14 protein-coding genes and 2 pseudogenes are annotated in these 13,217 nt (G+C 63.1%); 10 read left to right on the top strand and 6 right to left on the bottom strand.

Translation table 11 applies throughout. The annotated features are described in order from the left end of the window. The 3 genes and pseudogenes from H0S73_RS26305 to H0S73_RS24975 all read left to right on the top strand — a co-directional run. A pseudogene (locus tag H0S73_RS26305) lies at window positions 1–97 on the top strand (IS3 family transposase); the annotation flags it as partial. Window positions 98–197: 100 nt separating this feature from the next. Next, a complete protein-coding gene (locus tag H0S73_RS24980; RefSeq protein WP_181054903.1) occupies window positions 198–1,643 on the top strand; it encodes a PAS domain S-box protein in 1,446 nt (481 codons plus the stop codon). A 366-nt stretch (window positions 1,644–2,009) separates the two neighbouring features. Continuing rightward, window positions 2,010–2,678, top strand: a complete 669-nt coding sequence (locus tag H0S73_RS24975; protein ID WP_181054902.1) for a hemerythrin domain-containing protein — start codon at window positions 2,010–2,012, stop codon at window positions 2,676–2,678. A 126-nt stretch (window positions 2,679–2,804) separates the two neighbouring features. Here H0S73_RS24975 and H0S73_RS24970 read toward each other — a convergent pair whose 3' ends face one another. Next, entirely contained in the window at window positions 2,805–3,314 is a 510-nt protein-coding gene (locus tag H0S73_RS24970; protein WP_181054901.1) for an MltR family transcriptional regulator, read from the bottom strand. A 487-nt stretch (window positions 3,315–3,801) separates the two neighbouring features. Here H0S73_RS24970 and H0S73_RS24965 point away from each other — a divergent pair, with 487 nt between their 5' ends. Together H0S73_RS24965 and H0S73_RS24960 are read left to right on the top strand one after the other, a co-directional pair. Continuing rightward, window positions 3,802–5,328: an aldehyde dehydrogenase family protein gene (locus H0S73_RS24965; RefSeq protein WP_181054900.1), complete on the top strand. Its 1,527-nt coding sequence runs from the start codon at window positions 3,802–3,804 to the stop codon at window positions 5,326–5,328. 141 nt (window positions 5,329–5,469) lie between these two features. Beyond that, the gene (locus H0S73_RS24960; protein WP_181054899.1) at window positions 5,470–6,105 is read left to right on the top strand and encodes a hypothetical protein; all 636 of its coding nucleotides are present in this window, start codon (window positions 5,470–5,472) and stop codon (window positions 6,103–6,105) included. Window positions 6,106–6,210: 105 nt separating this feature from the next. Here the strand turns inward: H0S73_RS24960 and H0S73_RS24955 are convergent, their stop codons facing one another. Then, window positions 6,211–6,447, bottom strand: coding sequence for a hypothetical protein (locus H0S73_RS24955; RefSeq protein ID WP_181054898.1), 237 nt, complete (start codon window positions 6,445–6,447; stop codon window positions 6,211–6,213). Between the two features lie 230 nt (window positions 6,448–6,677). Here H0S73_RS24955 and H0S73_RS24950 point away from each other — a divergent pair, with 230 nt between their 5' ends. The 4 genes from H0S73_RS24950 to H0S73_RS24935 all read left to right on the top strand — a co-directional run bounded on the left by H0S73_RS24950 (window position 6,678) and on the right by H0S73_RS24935 (window position 9,206). Continuing rightward, window positions 6,678–7,847 carry a YihY/virulence factor BrkB family protein gene (locus H0S73_RS24950; RefSeq protein ID WP_425488250.1) on the top strand — a complete coding sequence of 390 codons (1,170 nt, stop codon included), beginning with the start codon at window positions 6,678–6,680 and terminating at the stop codon, window positions 7,845–7,847. 81 nt (window positions 7,848–7,928) lie between these two features. Continuing rightward, window positions 7,929–8,360 carry a hypothetical protein gene (locus H0S73_RS24945; RefSeq protein WP_181054896.1) on the top strand — a complete coding sequence of 144 codons (432 nt, stop codon included), beginning with the start codon at window positions 7,929–7,931 and terminating at the stop codon, window positions 8,358–8,360. Window positions 8,361–8,389: 29 nt separating this feature from the next. Then, a complete protein-coding gene (locus tag H0S73_RS24940) occupies window positions 8,390–8,695 on the top strand; it encodes a hypothetical protein (protein ID WP_181054895.1) in 306 nt (101 codons plus the stop codon). Then, on the top strand, window positions 8,685–9,206 hold the full coding sequence (locus H0S73_RS24935; RefSeq protein ID WP_091136475.1) for a DedA family protein: 522 nt from the start codon (window positions 8,685–8,687) through the stop codon (window positions 9,204–9,206). Before H0S73_RS24940 ends, H0S73_RS24935 begins: the two co-directional genes overlap by 11 nt. 26 nt (window positions 9,207–9,232) lie before the next feature. Here the strand turns inward: H0S73_RS24935 and H0S73_RS24930 are convergent, their stop codons facing one another. The 4 genes from H0S73_RS24930 to H0S73_RS24915 form a co-directional block, all read right to left on the bottom strand. Beyond that, window positions 9,233–9,748: a phosphate-starvation-inducible PsiE family protein gene (locus H0S73_RS24930; RefSeq protein ID WP_246389498.1), complete on the bottom strand. Its 516-nt coding sequence runs from the start codon at window positions 9,746–9,748 to the stop codon at window positions 9,233–9,235. Window positions 9,749–9,826: 78 nt separating this feature from the next. Beyond that, a complete protein-coding gene (locus H0S73_RS24925; protein ID WP_181054893.1) occupies window positions 9,827–10,435 on the bottom strand; it encodes an Hsp20/alpha crystallin family protein in 609 nt (202 codons plus the stop codon). A gap of 26 nt (window positions 10,436–10,461) precedes the next feature. After that, a complete protein-coding gene (locus H0S73_RS24920) occupies window positions 10,462–11,895 on the bottom strand; it encodes a Do family serine endopeptidase (RefSeq protein WP_181054892.1) in 1,434 nt (477 codons plus the stop codon). A gap of 62 nt (window positions 11,896–11,957) precedes the next feature. Continuing rightward, window positions 11,958–12,749 (bottom strand): CYTH domain-containing protein, encoded by a 792-nt coding sequence (locus H0S73_RS24915; RefSeq protein ID WP_181054891.1) that lies wholly within the window; start codon window positions 12,747–12,749, stop codon window positions 11,958–11,960. 144 nt (window positions 12,750–12,893) lie between these two features. On the opposite strand from H0S73_RS24915, the pseudogene H0S73_RS26460 reads away from it, so the two are divergent. Next, window positions 12,894–13,202 (top strand): annotated as a pseudogene (locus H0S73_RS26460) (hemerythrin domain-containing protein); the annotation flags it as partial. Window positions 13,203–13,217 lie beyond the last annotated feature (15 nt).

The raw sequence follows: 13,217 nt of genomic DNA, 5'->3' as shown, positions 1-13,217 counted from the left end.
TCTTTTCGGCTACATTGAGGGCTACTACAATCGGCAGCGCATTCACTCGGCCCTCGGGTATCTCACACCCGAAGAAGCTGAGAGAAAAGCGAGCTAACCCGGTGTCCACTCAATCGCGGGAAGATCACCTTTCCAAGCCGGAACACGATGTTATTTGAAGAGTTGAAAAAGCTTAACGATAGTCCAAGGTTCATTTCGTGAATGATGAAAGCTTGCTCTCGGCAGCGACTGAACGGGATCAATCCGCAGAAATCGCTGCCGTAGTGGCCAAACATGCGGCAGATGCTATCTTCCTCATGGATGCCGCCGGAAGGATCACGTTCGCGAACCCCGCTGCCGAACGGATGTTTGGCTGGACGCAAAGCGAGCTCCTTGAGCGAAATCTTCATGATGCACTTCACCATCACTACCCTGACGGACGGCCTTACCCCAAGGAAGAGTGCCCGGTAGCCCAAAGCTATAGAGCCGGGGAACCCCTCACAGGGCATGAAGACGTGTTCTTCCGCAAGGATGGCTCCCCGATCGATGTCTCCTGCTCCAACGCACCTATCGTGCGGAATGGAGTCGTTACCGGAAGCGTTCTGACGATCCAGGATATCTCCGCGCGGAAAGCGGCCGAGGAAGCTCTCGCTGAATCCGAAGCTCGCTTTCGTGCTTTGGCTGAGGTGATCCCGCAGTTGGTCTGGTCCACGCGACCCGATGGTTATTGCGATTACCTCAACGCCAAATGGGCTGAATACACCGGAGTGCCCGTAGAGCGTCATTATGGGACAGGATGGCTCGACGTGGTCCACCCTGCTGACCGGGATCCGACGTCTAAAGCCTGGGCTTTGTTCGTCCAAGGGTCTGCGCCCTATGACATCGAGTACCGGCTTCGGAGCAAAGATGGTGATTACCAGTGGTTCCAGGCGCGTGCGTCGGCCCAACGGAACGAAGAGGGCGAGATTGTCCGCATCTTTGGGACAAGTACCAACATCTCAGACCTGAAAGCCGCAGAAGAACGTCAACATCTGATGACGCGGGAGCTTCACCATCGGGTGAAGAACACCCTCGCCACGGTGCAGGCCATCATTGGCTCGACCGCCAGGCAGGCGACCAGCATTGAGGAGTTCTACCACCGCGTGACCGACCGTATCGTTTCCTTGGCCCGAACGCATACCATGCTCGTGAACAACGAGTGGGGTGGAGCGACAGTCGAAGACCTGTTCCGCGCGGAGCTGGCGGCCTACGATGAGGCTCCCAAAGGGAGGGTCCAGCTGGAGGGGCCGCGGGTCAAGCTGTCCGCAGAAGTTGCGCTTGCTCTGGGTATGGCGGCCCACGAGCTGACGACCAATGCGGTGAAGTACGGTGCGTTGTCAACGCCCTACGGCAGGGTGAAGGTCAGATGGTCCCTTAAGGAGGGGCACGATCATTGCTTGGTCCTGGAGTGGATTGAAAGCGGCGGACCTCCCGTGCACGAGCCCGCGCGCAAAGGCTTTGGGACCTTGCTACTGGAGCGGGTGCTTGGACGTCAGCTCAATGGTCACGTTAAGATAGACTACGCTCCGGAAGGCGTGCATGTCTGGGTCGAGGCCCCGCTATTGTCAGGCCCGTCCCCTGAGCCAGACGCAGCGAGCTCCCGTCGGCGCGTTCGTGACGTCTAGCCTGTCTCTCTGGTCGGAGCTCCCCACCTATCGACGTCTCGGCGGACCAGCGAACTCTTGCCGTTTCGCGCCTTGCAGCGCCTGTGGTGGCTTTTTTCCGACGCAAGCAGTCAGGAGCATTGATCCGGACTGGTTCAGGACGCTTCTCACCCAAGCTTGCCTCTGGCAGCTTTTGCTCCCTGCCTCTGACGAATTCGCCTAGACGAAGGCGATACCGACCGATGGCCAACGGTGCTGGGTGGCCTCGGTTGCGAAGCTGAACCTGTTCAGCTTCTCGGCTCCCGGCTTCTAGGTTAGCGTTTCAGAAGGCGCGGAACCCGGCACCTCAGGAGTTGGTTTACTGCCCACCCTCCGTGGAGCCGTGTGATGGACCTCTGGCAGTTGATCACCAACGACCACGCCAACGTTGCCGACCTGTGCAGCGCTATCCTCCGTGCCCTGCCGAACGGCAGCGTCAGAAGCCGCGACAGGCTAGTCGACGAGCTCGACAGCGAACTCCGGCGGCACTTCGAGGCTGAGGAGGAAAGCCTGTTCGACGCCCTCGAAGACCATGACAGAACCCGCCGCCTGATCGATGAGCTGGAAGACGAGCACGAGGAGATCGAGCGCCGGCTCGCCGAGCTTGTCCGCGTGCCGGACAAGGGCTCCCAGAACTGGACCCTTGATTTCCGCAGCTTGGCGACCTTGCTCGAGGAGCATTTCCGACGGGAGGAGGACGAACTCCTGCCCGACGCGCGCGAGATCCTGAGTGAGGAGCAGGTTTGGGAACTCCGGCATGAGTTCGCCGAGGAGAAGATCGAGCATTTGCGCAGGCACCATCGCCAGGGGAGTGCCGCCTCATCCGGCCTGCTGCTGGGGGTTCTGGTCGGCGCGGCAGCCGGCGCGCTCGCCTTCGCGGCCTGGCGCTCCGGCTTCACCAGGGCATCTGAAAGAAGCCCTGTGGAGCGGCAGCGTCACTTGTCGTGGTACTCGAATGTGAAGCTTCGGTCACGCATGAATCGCGCCGAGCGGCTCCGTAACCCGGCTCTCAAATGAGACGTGCCGCGACGGATGCTCGCCTTCTGCACCCGCGGAGGTCTGACAGTCCCTGCAACCGATAGGTAACGCACATCCTGCCGCGGGAACGAAGCTTGTTTGCGGGGGTATGCTGCGGGCAGGTCTCTAATACGGCTGGCCTGAGTACGTTGCTCGTTTTCGGGAGATGTAGTGGTGACGAACGGAGAACCTCGAGATGAGCGAAACAGCGGTTGTGACAAACTTGTTCATTCCATGGGGAGCGGCTAGTGGCGTGATGCCTCCCGTAGCCTCAAGCCCGCACCTCAAGTCTTGACATAGATCGCGTATCTCCTCTGTCTCGAAATCAGCTTTCAGACTTTTAGAAAACTCGTCTCTAATTCTGCCGATGGTGTCACAGTCTTCATATTCTTCTTTTGAAATCAGGCCCAGAGCATAGGCCAGGCTCGCTCTGGCCGAGAATGTTGCGAGCGGCCCCCTTGGATCATCAGTGAGCCCGTTTGCGACCGCATCTTCGATGAGAAAGGCCTTCAGGCAGGTGGCGAGCTGGTCGTGAAGGATGTTAGCAGCGAAGAATACTTTGCCTCGCGGACTCTCCCCATTTACCGCCGTTAGATAGGCGTTGCGGTTGGCGAGATAGAGCCTGTCCAAGTTCATGGCGTCCATCTTCAGAGTTGTCTGGCTGTCGTCGTTGCGTCAGCGCGATGTCCATCGCAACTTGTCTGCACAGCCATGTTTCCCTTCTGGAACAGATGCACGATGGCCCCGAGCCCGTCCTGATGAAACCTGACGCCAGACGATAATGAAAAGCGGCGCGTCAGGTGTGGAGTTCCTCATTTTTGCCAGGGGCTCTCCGCATTCCCGCAGGGCCGCACCAGTTGCCGTACAACCCGCCGCCAAGATGCCAGGTGCAGCCCAGACGGTTACGTCGCGTCCGAGGAGCTTCTAGGGTGAGGTTGAGCTGGGAACCCGCAGCCAACGTCCAAGTTTGGTTGTCATGGTTACGAGAGGACCCGCTGCGCTCTTCCCTGACTGAACCGTAAGGATCCTGGGGGGGTGCCCTCCGCGCACTTCAGTTGTGGCCTTCCGCAGCCTGATTGGCGACCTGGCTTGATCTGTTTGACCGAGAGGGGAGACGGTGGCAATGGATGTCCAGCAGCAGCGTGCGCATCCGAACCCCTACACGGACTTCGAAACGCTCCCTCTCGGCGGCATGTGGCGCAAGGGCCGATCCGAAACGGTCAACCGGGACCTGAACCCCTATACAGGCGGCGTGCTGGCGGAGATCCCACAGGCCAGCCCGGACGATCTCGACATCGCTTATTTCGGGGCCGCCAAGGCGCAGGTCGACTGGGCCGCCCGCCTGCCGGCCGAACGGGCCGAGGTGATGCGGCGGGCCGCCCGGGGGATGGAGGCCCGCCGAGAGGAGATCGTCTCCTGGCTCATCCGGGAGTCGGGCAGCACCCGGATCAAGGCCACCCTCGAATGGGAGGCGGTGCATGCCGGCATGCTCGAGGCCGCCTCGGTACCCTACCTCGTCGAGGGCCGGATCCTTCCCGCCGACGTGCCTGGCAAGGAGAGCCGGGTCTACCGCAAGCCGGTTGGCGTCGTAGCCGTGATCAGCCCGTGGAACTGGCCGATGCAGCTGACGAACCGTTCTCTCGCGCCCGCCCTGGCGGTCGGTAATGCCGTCGTGGTCAAGCCGGCGAGCGACACGCCGGTGACAGGCGGTCTGCTTCTGGCCAGGATCTTTGAGGAGGCCGGTCTTCCTGAAGGGGTGCTCAGTGTGGTCGTGGGCGCCGGGAGTGAGATCGGAGATGCCTTCGTCCAACACTCTGTGCCGCGCGTCATCTCGTTCACGGGCTCCACGCCCGTGGGCCGGAGCATCATGCGCCTCGCGGCCGAAGCCCCGATCCTCAAGCGGCTTGATCTCGAGTTGGGCGGCAACAGCCCCTTCGTCGTGCTGGACGATGCCGATCTCGACCAAGCCGTCGAGGCGGCGGTGTTCGGCAAGTTCCTGCATCAGGGCCAGATCTGCATGATCGCCAACCGCTTCATCGTGGACGAGCTTGTCTATGAGGAGTTTCTGGACCGCTTCGTGGAGCGGGTGAAGGGGCTTCGCGTCGGCGATCCGGACCAGCCGGACACGATGATCGGACCAATCATCAACCAGCGCCAGCTCGAAGGCCTGCAGGATCGCATCGTAGAAGCACGGGCGTCAGGTGTCCGCCAGGTGATGGGAGGCAAGCCCGACGGGCTTCTCATGCCGCCGCATGTCTTTGCCGATGTCGCGAGCGAGATGCCGGTCGCCCAGGAGGAACTGTTCGGGCCCATCGCGCCAGTCATTCAGGCGCAAGGGGAGAGGGATGCCCTCCTGATCGCAAACGATACGGACTACGGGTTGTCAAGCTGCGTCTTCACGCGGGATGTCGAGCGCGGGGTGCGTTTCGCCCAGCGGATGCAGACGGGCATGGCCCACGTCAACGATCAGCCCGTGAACGATTTGCCGTTCAACCCGTTCGGCGGCGAGAAGAACTCCGGCATCGGCCGCTTCAACGGGAGGTGGGCTGTTGAGGCGTTCACCACGGATCATTGGATCACCGTCCAGCATGCGCCACGGCCTTTCCCGTCCGATGCCCAAGCGATCAAGGGGCCTTGGGCCGGAGGGTGATGGTCCGGGCAGCCCTCCAAACGCCGTCCCCGCGGTTCACGTCCCATTCGGCGACCGGCGCCCGTGTGAGCTTGAGTCTAGGCGGAGGGGCTGGGACACGCTTGGGTGAGTGACATAACCGGTGCGCAGGAGAGATGGATCGTGACACCTGAATGGGTCTCCGCCTGGGCAAATCTTATGATGGGCCTGTCGGCCGTCGTGGCGGGTTGGGCTGGCATCCGGGGGCTTAATGCCTGGCGCGCGGAAACGGTCGGTCGACGCAAGACCGAGCTTGCCGAGGAGGTGCTGGCGCAGTTCTATCGCGCCAGGGACGTCCTGACATGGGCGCGCTTTCCCGCATCCGAGGACGATGAGGATGAGGGGCGGGATGAGGTTCGCGCCGGCTCGGGAGCCGATGACGACGAGCTTGAACGGAGCGAGATCTTCACCCCCGTCGACCGGCTGACGAAGGAGAGCCAAGTGTTCTCCGAGCTTCAGGCCAGCCGCTACCGTTTCATGGCCTATTTCGGGGAGGAGGCCGCACGGCCCTTCGAGGAGATCAGGGCCATCCACACCGAGGTCATCGACTCGGCCCACAATCTGATCCGCACCTACGGCGAGGATCCGACGGGCTCGGAAGAGGCAGAACGCGGCCGATGGGAAGCAGCCATCGGCTGGGGCGAAGGGGAGGGGGATCCGCTCAAGAAACGGCTCGACTCGGCCGTGAAGGCCATCGAGCAGACATGCCGTCCCCTGATCGAGGAGCGCCACAAGAAGCGCCGCAACGGCCTGTTTTGACGGTTTCACAACGTGCCCGGGCCCGGTTCGGGTTTGGACCTAATCCCAGTCGAGGCCCTGCTATAAGGCGCCGGCGTCCCCAACCGTCAGGGCAAGGGCGGCCGATCAGGGGACCCATTTCACGCATGTCCCCTGGATCCGGTCGGCCACAGCCCTCATGGCGGCGTCGAGATCGGGATACGGGCCCTCGTTGACCCCGGTCAGCGGATCAGTCGCCGCATCGATGTAGAGCAGCTGGTTGTCCTCCTGTTCAATCGTGCCGAGGAGCAGGTCCTTCGGATCGCGGGCGTAGATGTCCCATCGTCCAATGGTGCCCCGGCTCACGAAGACGAGCGCGTCCATCCTTTTCCTCCGCTTCGAGCTGGCAACATGGTGCCAACCTGAACCTTACCAAAAGCAGGTCCCATTGTAGCCGCCCCTTAGGAGCCAACCCTGTGATCCTTGGCCTAAGAACTGGCGTCGCCCAAGGGTAATGCCGCCTGGAACCGTCGGCCGCCGTCCGTGGTTGGATCGCCTGCCAAGCTCTTCGCGAGCGGCTTTTCGACTCAAGGATTTCGCTTGCCATGACCGCCATCACTCCACCACCCCAGGGGCGCCCGAATGGACAAGGCCCATCCATGTTGTCGACGGTCGGAGCCGCCGTTCTGGGCTGGGCGCTGATCAGGCTTGTCATCGGCGGATCGCCCGGAAACCGAGCGACAGCCAAGCCCCTAGCGCGGCAGGCTGAGCGCACGTCCGAAGGACAGGCAGCCGGGTTCGGGGGCAAGGCCCATGCTCCTAGGGAGGCTGCGGACGAGAAGGGGCGCGGTCGCGAGGCCAACACCCCGACCCAGATCCCGAGCCTCGGCTGGAAGGACATCCTGTGGCGGACCTACGAGGAGTTCAGCCAAGACAGGATCATGTCGGTCGCTGCTGGCGTGACCTACTACGCCCTGCTGGCCATTTTCCCCGCCATTGCCGCGCTGGTGTCGATCTACGGCCTGTTTGCTGACCCAGTGACCATCCAGGACCATCTCAATGCCCTCTCGGGCGTGCTGCCGGGCGGCGCCATGGAGATCATCGGCGAGCAGGTGAAGCGCATCGCCTCGGCGGGCGGAGGCAAGCTGGGGCTCAGCTTCATCATCGGCCTCGTAATCTCACTCTGGAGTGCCAATGCCGGCATGAAGGCGGTCTTCGACGCCCTCAACATCGTCTACGACGAGGAGGAGAAACGCAGCTTCCTGTGGTTGAATGCCCAGTCCCTCACGTTCACGCTCGCCGCCATCGCGTTCGTGCTTGTCGCACTGGCCGGCATTGTCGTGCTGCCGGTCGTGCTCGACTTCGTCGGCTTGGGCGCGGCCGTTGAGTGGCTTCTCTCCCTGGCCCGCTGGCCAATCCTCCTGGCCGTGGTGGTTGCGGGATTGGCGGTGCTCTACCGCTATGGGCCAAGCCGCGACAAGGCCGAGTGGAAATGGGTGACGCCCGGCGGCATCGTGGCGGCGGTGCTATGGCTTGCCGGCTCGATGCTGTTCTCGTGGTATGTCTCGAACTTCGGCAGCTACAACGAGACCTACGGCTCGCTCGGCGCCGCCATCGGCTTCATGACCTGGATCTGGCTGTCGAGCGTCATCGTGCTGCTGGGCGCCGAGATCAACGCCGAGATGGAGCACCAGACGGCGCAGGACACGACGGAGGGTCCGCCCCAGCCGCTGGGCACCCGCGGAGCCCAGATGGCCGACAACATCGGACCCGCCAAGGCTTAGAGGTAGCGTAACCGAAGCCGCGAGGGCGAGGGCACACGAAGCCCGTCTCGGTGTTTATTCGTGGTGCTCCGGGAGGCCGGTTTGGAATTCCGTGTTCATTACAGGCCACCCGGCAGCTGCCGCACCTTGTCGGTGATCGTCGATGCCGACACGCGCGAAGAGGCCGAGTATGTGGCCGCCATCCAGTATGAGTTCCCGTCCGGCACCAAGGTGATCGAGGCCAATCCCTACAATGTCCATGGCCTCGTCAGGACAGAGCCGAAGCTTGATCTCTATTCGGAGGTTCGGCGTCGGATCAACGATGGCTACTACGATGAGTGGCCTCTGACACTCGACGAACGGTCCCGTCGAAGGCACCAGTTCTCCAACGAGGTGGCTGCGATCTTTGGCACTAGGAAAGGCCATGACCACCTGTTCGAGACAGCCGAACGGCTGGCGCGCCAGTTCCTGGCGCGCGGCGATCAGGCTGGAAGTTCCTCTGATCCAGATCGTCGCGCAATAAGTTCCGGCTGACCGGCAAGACCACCATTGCAGGACACGTCGTGGACCAGCATGCCCGGCTCAACTTGCTTGACTGGTATCAGCAGCTGAAGCTCGTCGCTGATCACGTCGTGGCGGCACCGGTTCACGGGGATCCAATGGAGATCGTGCGGCCGATCGATAACCGGGTGGGTGCGCGCATCCGGCGGCAGGCCAGGCGCGACGCGGCGGCCAAAGCTCTGTTCGACGCGATGCTGCATCGGCTGTTGGACTGGGAGGGGCGGCCCGTCGCACCGGATTGGGCAATGCAGCCCGAGGCCATCAAGGACGTGTTCAGGCGGAAAGTGCAGGCTACCCATGGACATTGAAACGATCCAGACCAGCATTGTCGAGTTCGTGCGGCAGAACCAGTCCTGGGCGCCTTTCATCGTCGCTGCGCTGGCGTTCGGCGAGTCGGTCGCCTTCCTGTCGCTGTTTGTGCCCGCCACTGTAATCCTGATTGCGATCAGCGCCTTCATTGGGGTGGCCGACCTGGAGTTCTGGCCGCTCTGGCTCGGCGCGGCCATTGGGGCAGCCACCGGCGACGTGGTGTCCTATACGCTCGGCCGGCGCTTCAAGACGTCCATCTACAGGATCTGGCCGCTCTCAACCCACCCGCAGCTTGTTGGCAAGGGTGAGCGCTTTTTCTGCCGACACGGCATTTGGGGCGTGTTCATCGGCCGCTTCTTCGGTCCGGCGCGGGCTGTGGTTCCCCTGGTCGCGGGCGTTTTCGGCATGCAGTTGCCGCTGTTCATGGCAGTGAACGTCGCCTCGGCCCTCATCTGGGCGTTCGCTCTCCTTGCACCGGGAGCAGGGCTGTCGGAGTATCTCGGTTGGTGACCAGACCCGAAGCCAACGGAGGTGACTTATTCTGCCGCTGTGCCTTCATGCTCCCTAACCGCGGCGTCCTTCCGGTCCTGGTCGCGCACAAGCCAGTGCACTGAGCCCAGCGCCAGGATGGCCGCGGCCAAGCCGATGATGGTGAGCGGCTCGGTCTTGGTCGCGTCCAGGATGATGAACTTGCGCACGAGCGCCAACAAGGCGATCAGCACCACCGTGCGCACCTGCACGATGCTTTCCTTGCGGTGCAGGACGCCGATGATCGAGTGGTTGAACTCCAGGGCGATCAGCACGGTGAAGATCATGCCGAAGATCGCCTGGAACACGCCGGTCTCGGCCGGGTCGAGCAGCCCGAACAGCACCAACATGAGGATGCGGAACGTCAGGTTCACGAGCGCCGCCGCGATCACAAGGCTGATCAGGCCGGTCAGGACGAGCGAGACGACCTGCTCGAAGCGCTCGTAGGTGCTCAGGCCCGGCCACGCCTCACGGGTTTCGCGCAGGGCGTGGTCCACGGCCGCGGCGGCCCGGCCGGTGCCCATCGGCGAGCGGGGATCGGTCCCGTTGGTGCTGGGGTGATCCCCCTCTTCAGATGGTTGCATAATGCGCGGTCCGTCTGCTCAGGTGCTGGCGCCGCCCGGGGTGTTGTCCGGCGTTCCGCCACCCTGTCCACCCTGACCGCTCCCGCCTTCTGTGGGGCCATGCCCACCTTGGGCGCTCTGGCCTCCGGCCCCGCGGGCCTGAACCTGAATGCGGCGGGAGCGCTCCTGCTGGGCCGTCTTCGGCAGGGTCACGGTGAGCACCCCGTTCTCGAAGTGCGCCTGCACCTGTTCCGGGTTGATCGGGAAGGGCAGGCGCACGGAGCGTTGGAAGGTGCCGTAGGAGCGCTCGACGAAATGGAAGTTCTCCTTTTCGTTCTTCTGCTCGAACTTCTTCTCGCCCCGGATGGTGAGCACGTCGTCGTCGAGGCTCACATCGATGTCCTGTTCGGTGACGCCGGGCAGTTCCGCGGTGATGCGGATCTCGTTCTCGGTTTCCGACACATTCATGCTGGCGTTGACGAAGTTGCCGACACCGCCTTGGCTTTGCCCTCCGGCGGCAGGCAACCCCGTACCGCGCAGCACGTCGTCGAACAGGCGGTTCATTTCGCGGTGAAGCGACAGGAAGGGATCGTTCCCGCCCAGCAAGCCAAACCCGGTGCGGGAGGGTGTGAGGGGATTGCGGGCCATTCTCGTATCCTCCTTTCAGAGATGGATCACGCCGTCACGGCGACGAAGAGATACTGACCATCGCGCTTCACGCGCAGCAGGACCGGTTTCTTGTCTTTCTGCGCTTGCGACCAGGCTTGCGCAACATCCGCCGGCCGGGTCACGTCACGGTTGTTGACCGAGACTATCACGTCGCCTGGACGGATGCCGTTCTCGGCCGCCGGGCTGTTAGGCGCCACCTGCTGGACAAGCACTCCTGTGGCGTCTGAGCCCAATCGGCGACGTGCCTCTTCGTCGATCGGGGCTAAAGCGACGCCAAGCCGCTTGCCCTCCGCCTCCGAGCCTTGCTGAGCGTCCCCCTGGGCCGCTTGCTCTTCCTGACGCTGGCCCACGGCCACCGTGATCTCCTGCGTGTTGCCGCCCCGCACCACCGTCAGGCGCGCCTGCGTGCCGGGCTTCAGGCCGGCAACCGTGCGTGTGAGATCCCGACCGCTCTCGACGGCCTGGTCTCCGATGCGGGTGATCACGTCGCCGGACTTGATCCCGGCTTTCTCAGCAGGACCGCCCGGTTCCACGGAGGCAACCAGCACGCCCTTGTCGTCCGGCCGCCCGAGCGCCTGGGCAATCGCAGGGGTGATCTCCTGCAGCCGCAGGCCGACATAGCCGCGCTCGACGCGGCCCGTGCGGATGAGTTGCTCGGCCACAGTCTGCGCCGTTCTGGAGGGCACGGCAAAGCCGATGCCGATGTTGGCCCCCACGGGCGAGAAGATGGCGGTGTTGACGCCGATCACCTCGCCGCGGGCGTTGAACAGCGGCCCGCCCGAGTTGCCGCGGTTGATGGCGGCATCGGTCTGGATGTAGTCGTCCAAGGGACCGGACTGGATGTCACGCGAGCGGGCCGACACGACGCCCACCGTGACGGTGCCGCCCAAGCCGAAGGGGCTGCCGATGGCGATCACCCACGAGCCAGGCTCGGCCGCGTCCGAGTTGCCCCAGGTGGTCACGGCCATGTTGGGCTGAGGCTCGATCTTCAGCACGGCGATGTCGGTGGCCGGATCCCGCCCCACCAGCTTTGCGGGAACCGGGCTGTTCTCACCGAACGCGACATGGATGTCGTCGGCATCCTCGATGACGTGGTTGTTGGTCACGATGTAGCCATCCGCACTGATCACGAACCCTGACCCGAGGCCCTGTCTAGGTTGCTGCCGCTCAGGGCTGGAGCGCTCCTCGAAAAAGCGGCGGAAAAGCTCAGGCAGATCCTGATCGTCTGGTGTGGATTGCGCCCGCTGCTGCCGCTCTTCCACTCGCTGCTTCGTCGTGACCGCGACGACCGAAGGCATCTTCTGTTTGACAATGGCGGTGAAATCCGTCGGCACCTGCTGTGCGAGGGCAGGGACGGGAGCGGCGGAAGCGAGGAGAAGCAGAGCTCCTCCGATCACATTGGCCCGGAGGCGGACGGGCAATCTGCTGTCATGCGTCATGGAAACCTCGTGGCGGTCGGGTTGGCCTGCATCGGCGTTGAAGGCTCGGAGTGAATGCCGTGTCAGGCATCCGGTTCCTCCTCTCCCTCCTGGAGTAGGATCGCGGTCTCCCGGACCCGGATTGCGTTGATCTGAACCTGCGTGCTCTGCGCCCCTTCCTTGAAGACGACTTGCGCTGACGAAGCCTCTCGCAGCGTAGCCGTGATCGTTGCAGGAGCGGCTCGAACGTCCGCAGATCCATCTGTTGCCTTCCTGTGGATCTCATCGGAAACGGCATCTCTCGGGGAATCGGGACGGCTGATTCGGTCGGACGCCGGCGCGGAGGAACGTCCTGGCCCTAAGCCTTCAAAGCCCTCCAAGACATCCAGCAGATCATTAAGCGCCGCATCTGAGATGAGTTCATCGTCGTCCACTCGGATCCCCTCGGCCGCAGAAGTGCGGTCCATCGGGGTGATCTCAGGTCCGAACCATTGCGGCGGAGCAAAGTGTCCGGCCTGATCCTCATTGTCGAACTCGATGACGATACGACCCGGCTCCGACGCGGTTCCAACCCTGTCAATCAGGATCTCGCGTCCGGCGACGACCATCCGCGAGCGCTCGTAGGCGATCCTTCCCTCAGCCACATCCAGGAGCGCGTCCGCGTGCCCGGGCGGCACCGGGCTGCGGTTCACTCTCGGCCATGGCTGGGCTACGCCATGAACCAGATCAAGACGACCAACGTCATTCTCCACCTGCACGCTCAGAATCTGGCCCGACCGCGTGCGGAAGGATCCTTCCACCACGCGGGCCGTCCCGCGCTCCCGATGGATCAACCGTGCCAGCGAAGACGCGAGCAGGTAACACCGAATGATCATGGCTCACCATGTCCCGTCTGCCATCGACGGGATCAAGTCCCGGCCGGGTAAAAGGTTCATCCACTCGAGATAGCCAGTTTCGAGGCCGGAACCGGGGCTCGCATCCTTCCGTTGATCCTCGCCTTCAGACCGAGGAGCGACGCAATGGAGTTCTGGCACCTGATCGCGAACGATCATGCCAATATCGTGAGCCTTCATAAGGATATCCTCCGCGCGATCCCGGGCGCTGGTGTCAGGAGCCGCGACCGACTGTTCGATGAACTCGACGGCGAGCTCCGGCGACATATCGAGGCTGAGGAGGACAGCCTCTATGACGCTCTCGAGGATGATAAGCGGGCGAAGCGCCTGATCGATGAGCTCGAAGATGAGCACAAGCAGATTAAGAAGCAGCTCAGGCACCTTTCCCGGATCGGTGACAAGAGCAGCCGAGAATGGACCCAGCAGTTCGAGGATTTCACCTACCTGCTT

The sequence above is a fragment of the Microvirga mediterraneensis genome, assembly GCF_013520865.1.
Taxonomy (GTDB): Bacteria; Pseudomonadota; Alphaproteobacteria; order Rhizobiales; family Beijerinckiaceae; genus Microvirga; species Microvirga mediterraneensis.
Note: the sequence above shows the minus strand (reverse complement) of the source record. Positions and strands in the feature narration are given on the sequence as shown.

Coding starts and splice junctions, on each gene's coding strand:
- H0S73_RS24925 (WP_181054893.1), bottom strand. CDS start 10,435: ATGGCCCGCAATCCCCTCACACCCTCCCGCACCGGGTTTGGCTTGCTG.
- H0S73_RS24935 (WP_091136475.1), top strand. CDS start 8,685: ATGGACATTGAAACGATCCAGACCAGCATTGTCGAGTTCGTGCGGCAG.
- H0S73_RS24930 (WP_246389498.1), bottom strand. CDS start 9,748: ATGGGCACCGGCCGGGCCGCCGCGGCCGTGGACCACGCCCTGCGCGAA.
- H0S73_RS24970 (WP_181054901.1), bottom strand. CDS start 3,314: ATGAACTTGGACAGGCTCTATCTCGCCAACCGCAACGCCTATCTAACG.
- H0S73_RS24975 (WP_181054902.1), top strand. CDS start 2,010: ATGGACCTCTGGCAGTTGATCACCAACGACCACGCCAACGTTGCCGAC.
- H0S73_RS24955 (WP_181054898.1), bottom strand. CDS start 6,447: ATGGACGCGCTCGTCTTCGTGAGCCGGGGCACCATTGGACGATGGGAC.
- H0S73_RS24915 (WP_181054891.1), bottom strand. CDS start 12,749: ATGATCATTCGGTGTTACCTGCTCGCGTCTTCGCTGGCACGGTTGATC.
- H0S73_RS24920 (WP_181054892.1), bottom strand. CDS start 11,895: ATGACGCATGACAGCAGATTGCCCGTCCGCCTCCGGGCCAATGTGATC.
- H0S73_RS24965 (WP_181054900.1), top strand. CDS start 3,802: ATGGATGTCCAGCAGCAGCGTGCGCATCCGAACCCCTACACGGACTTC.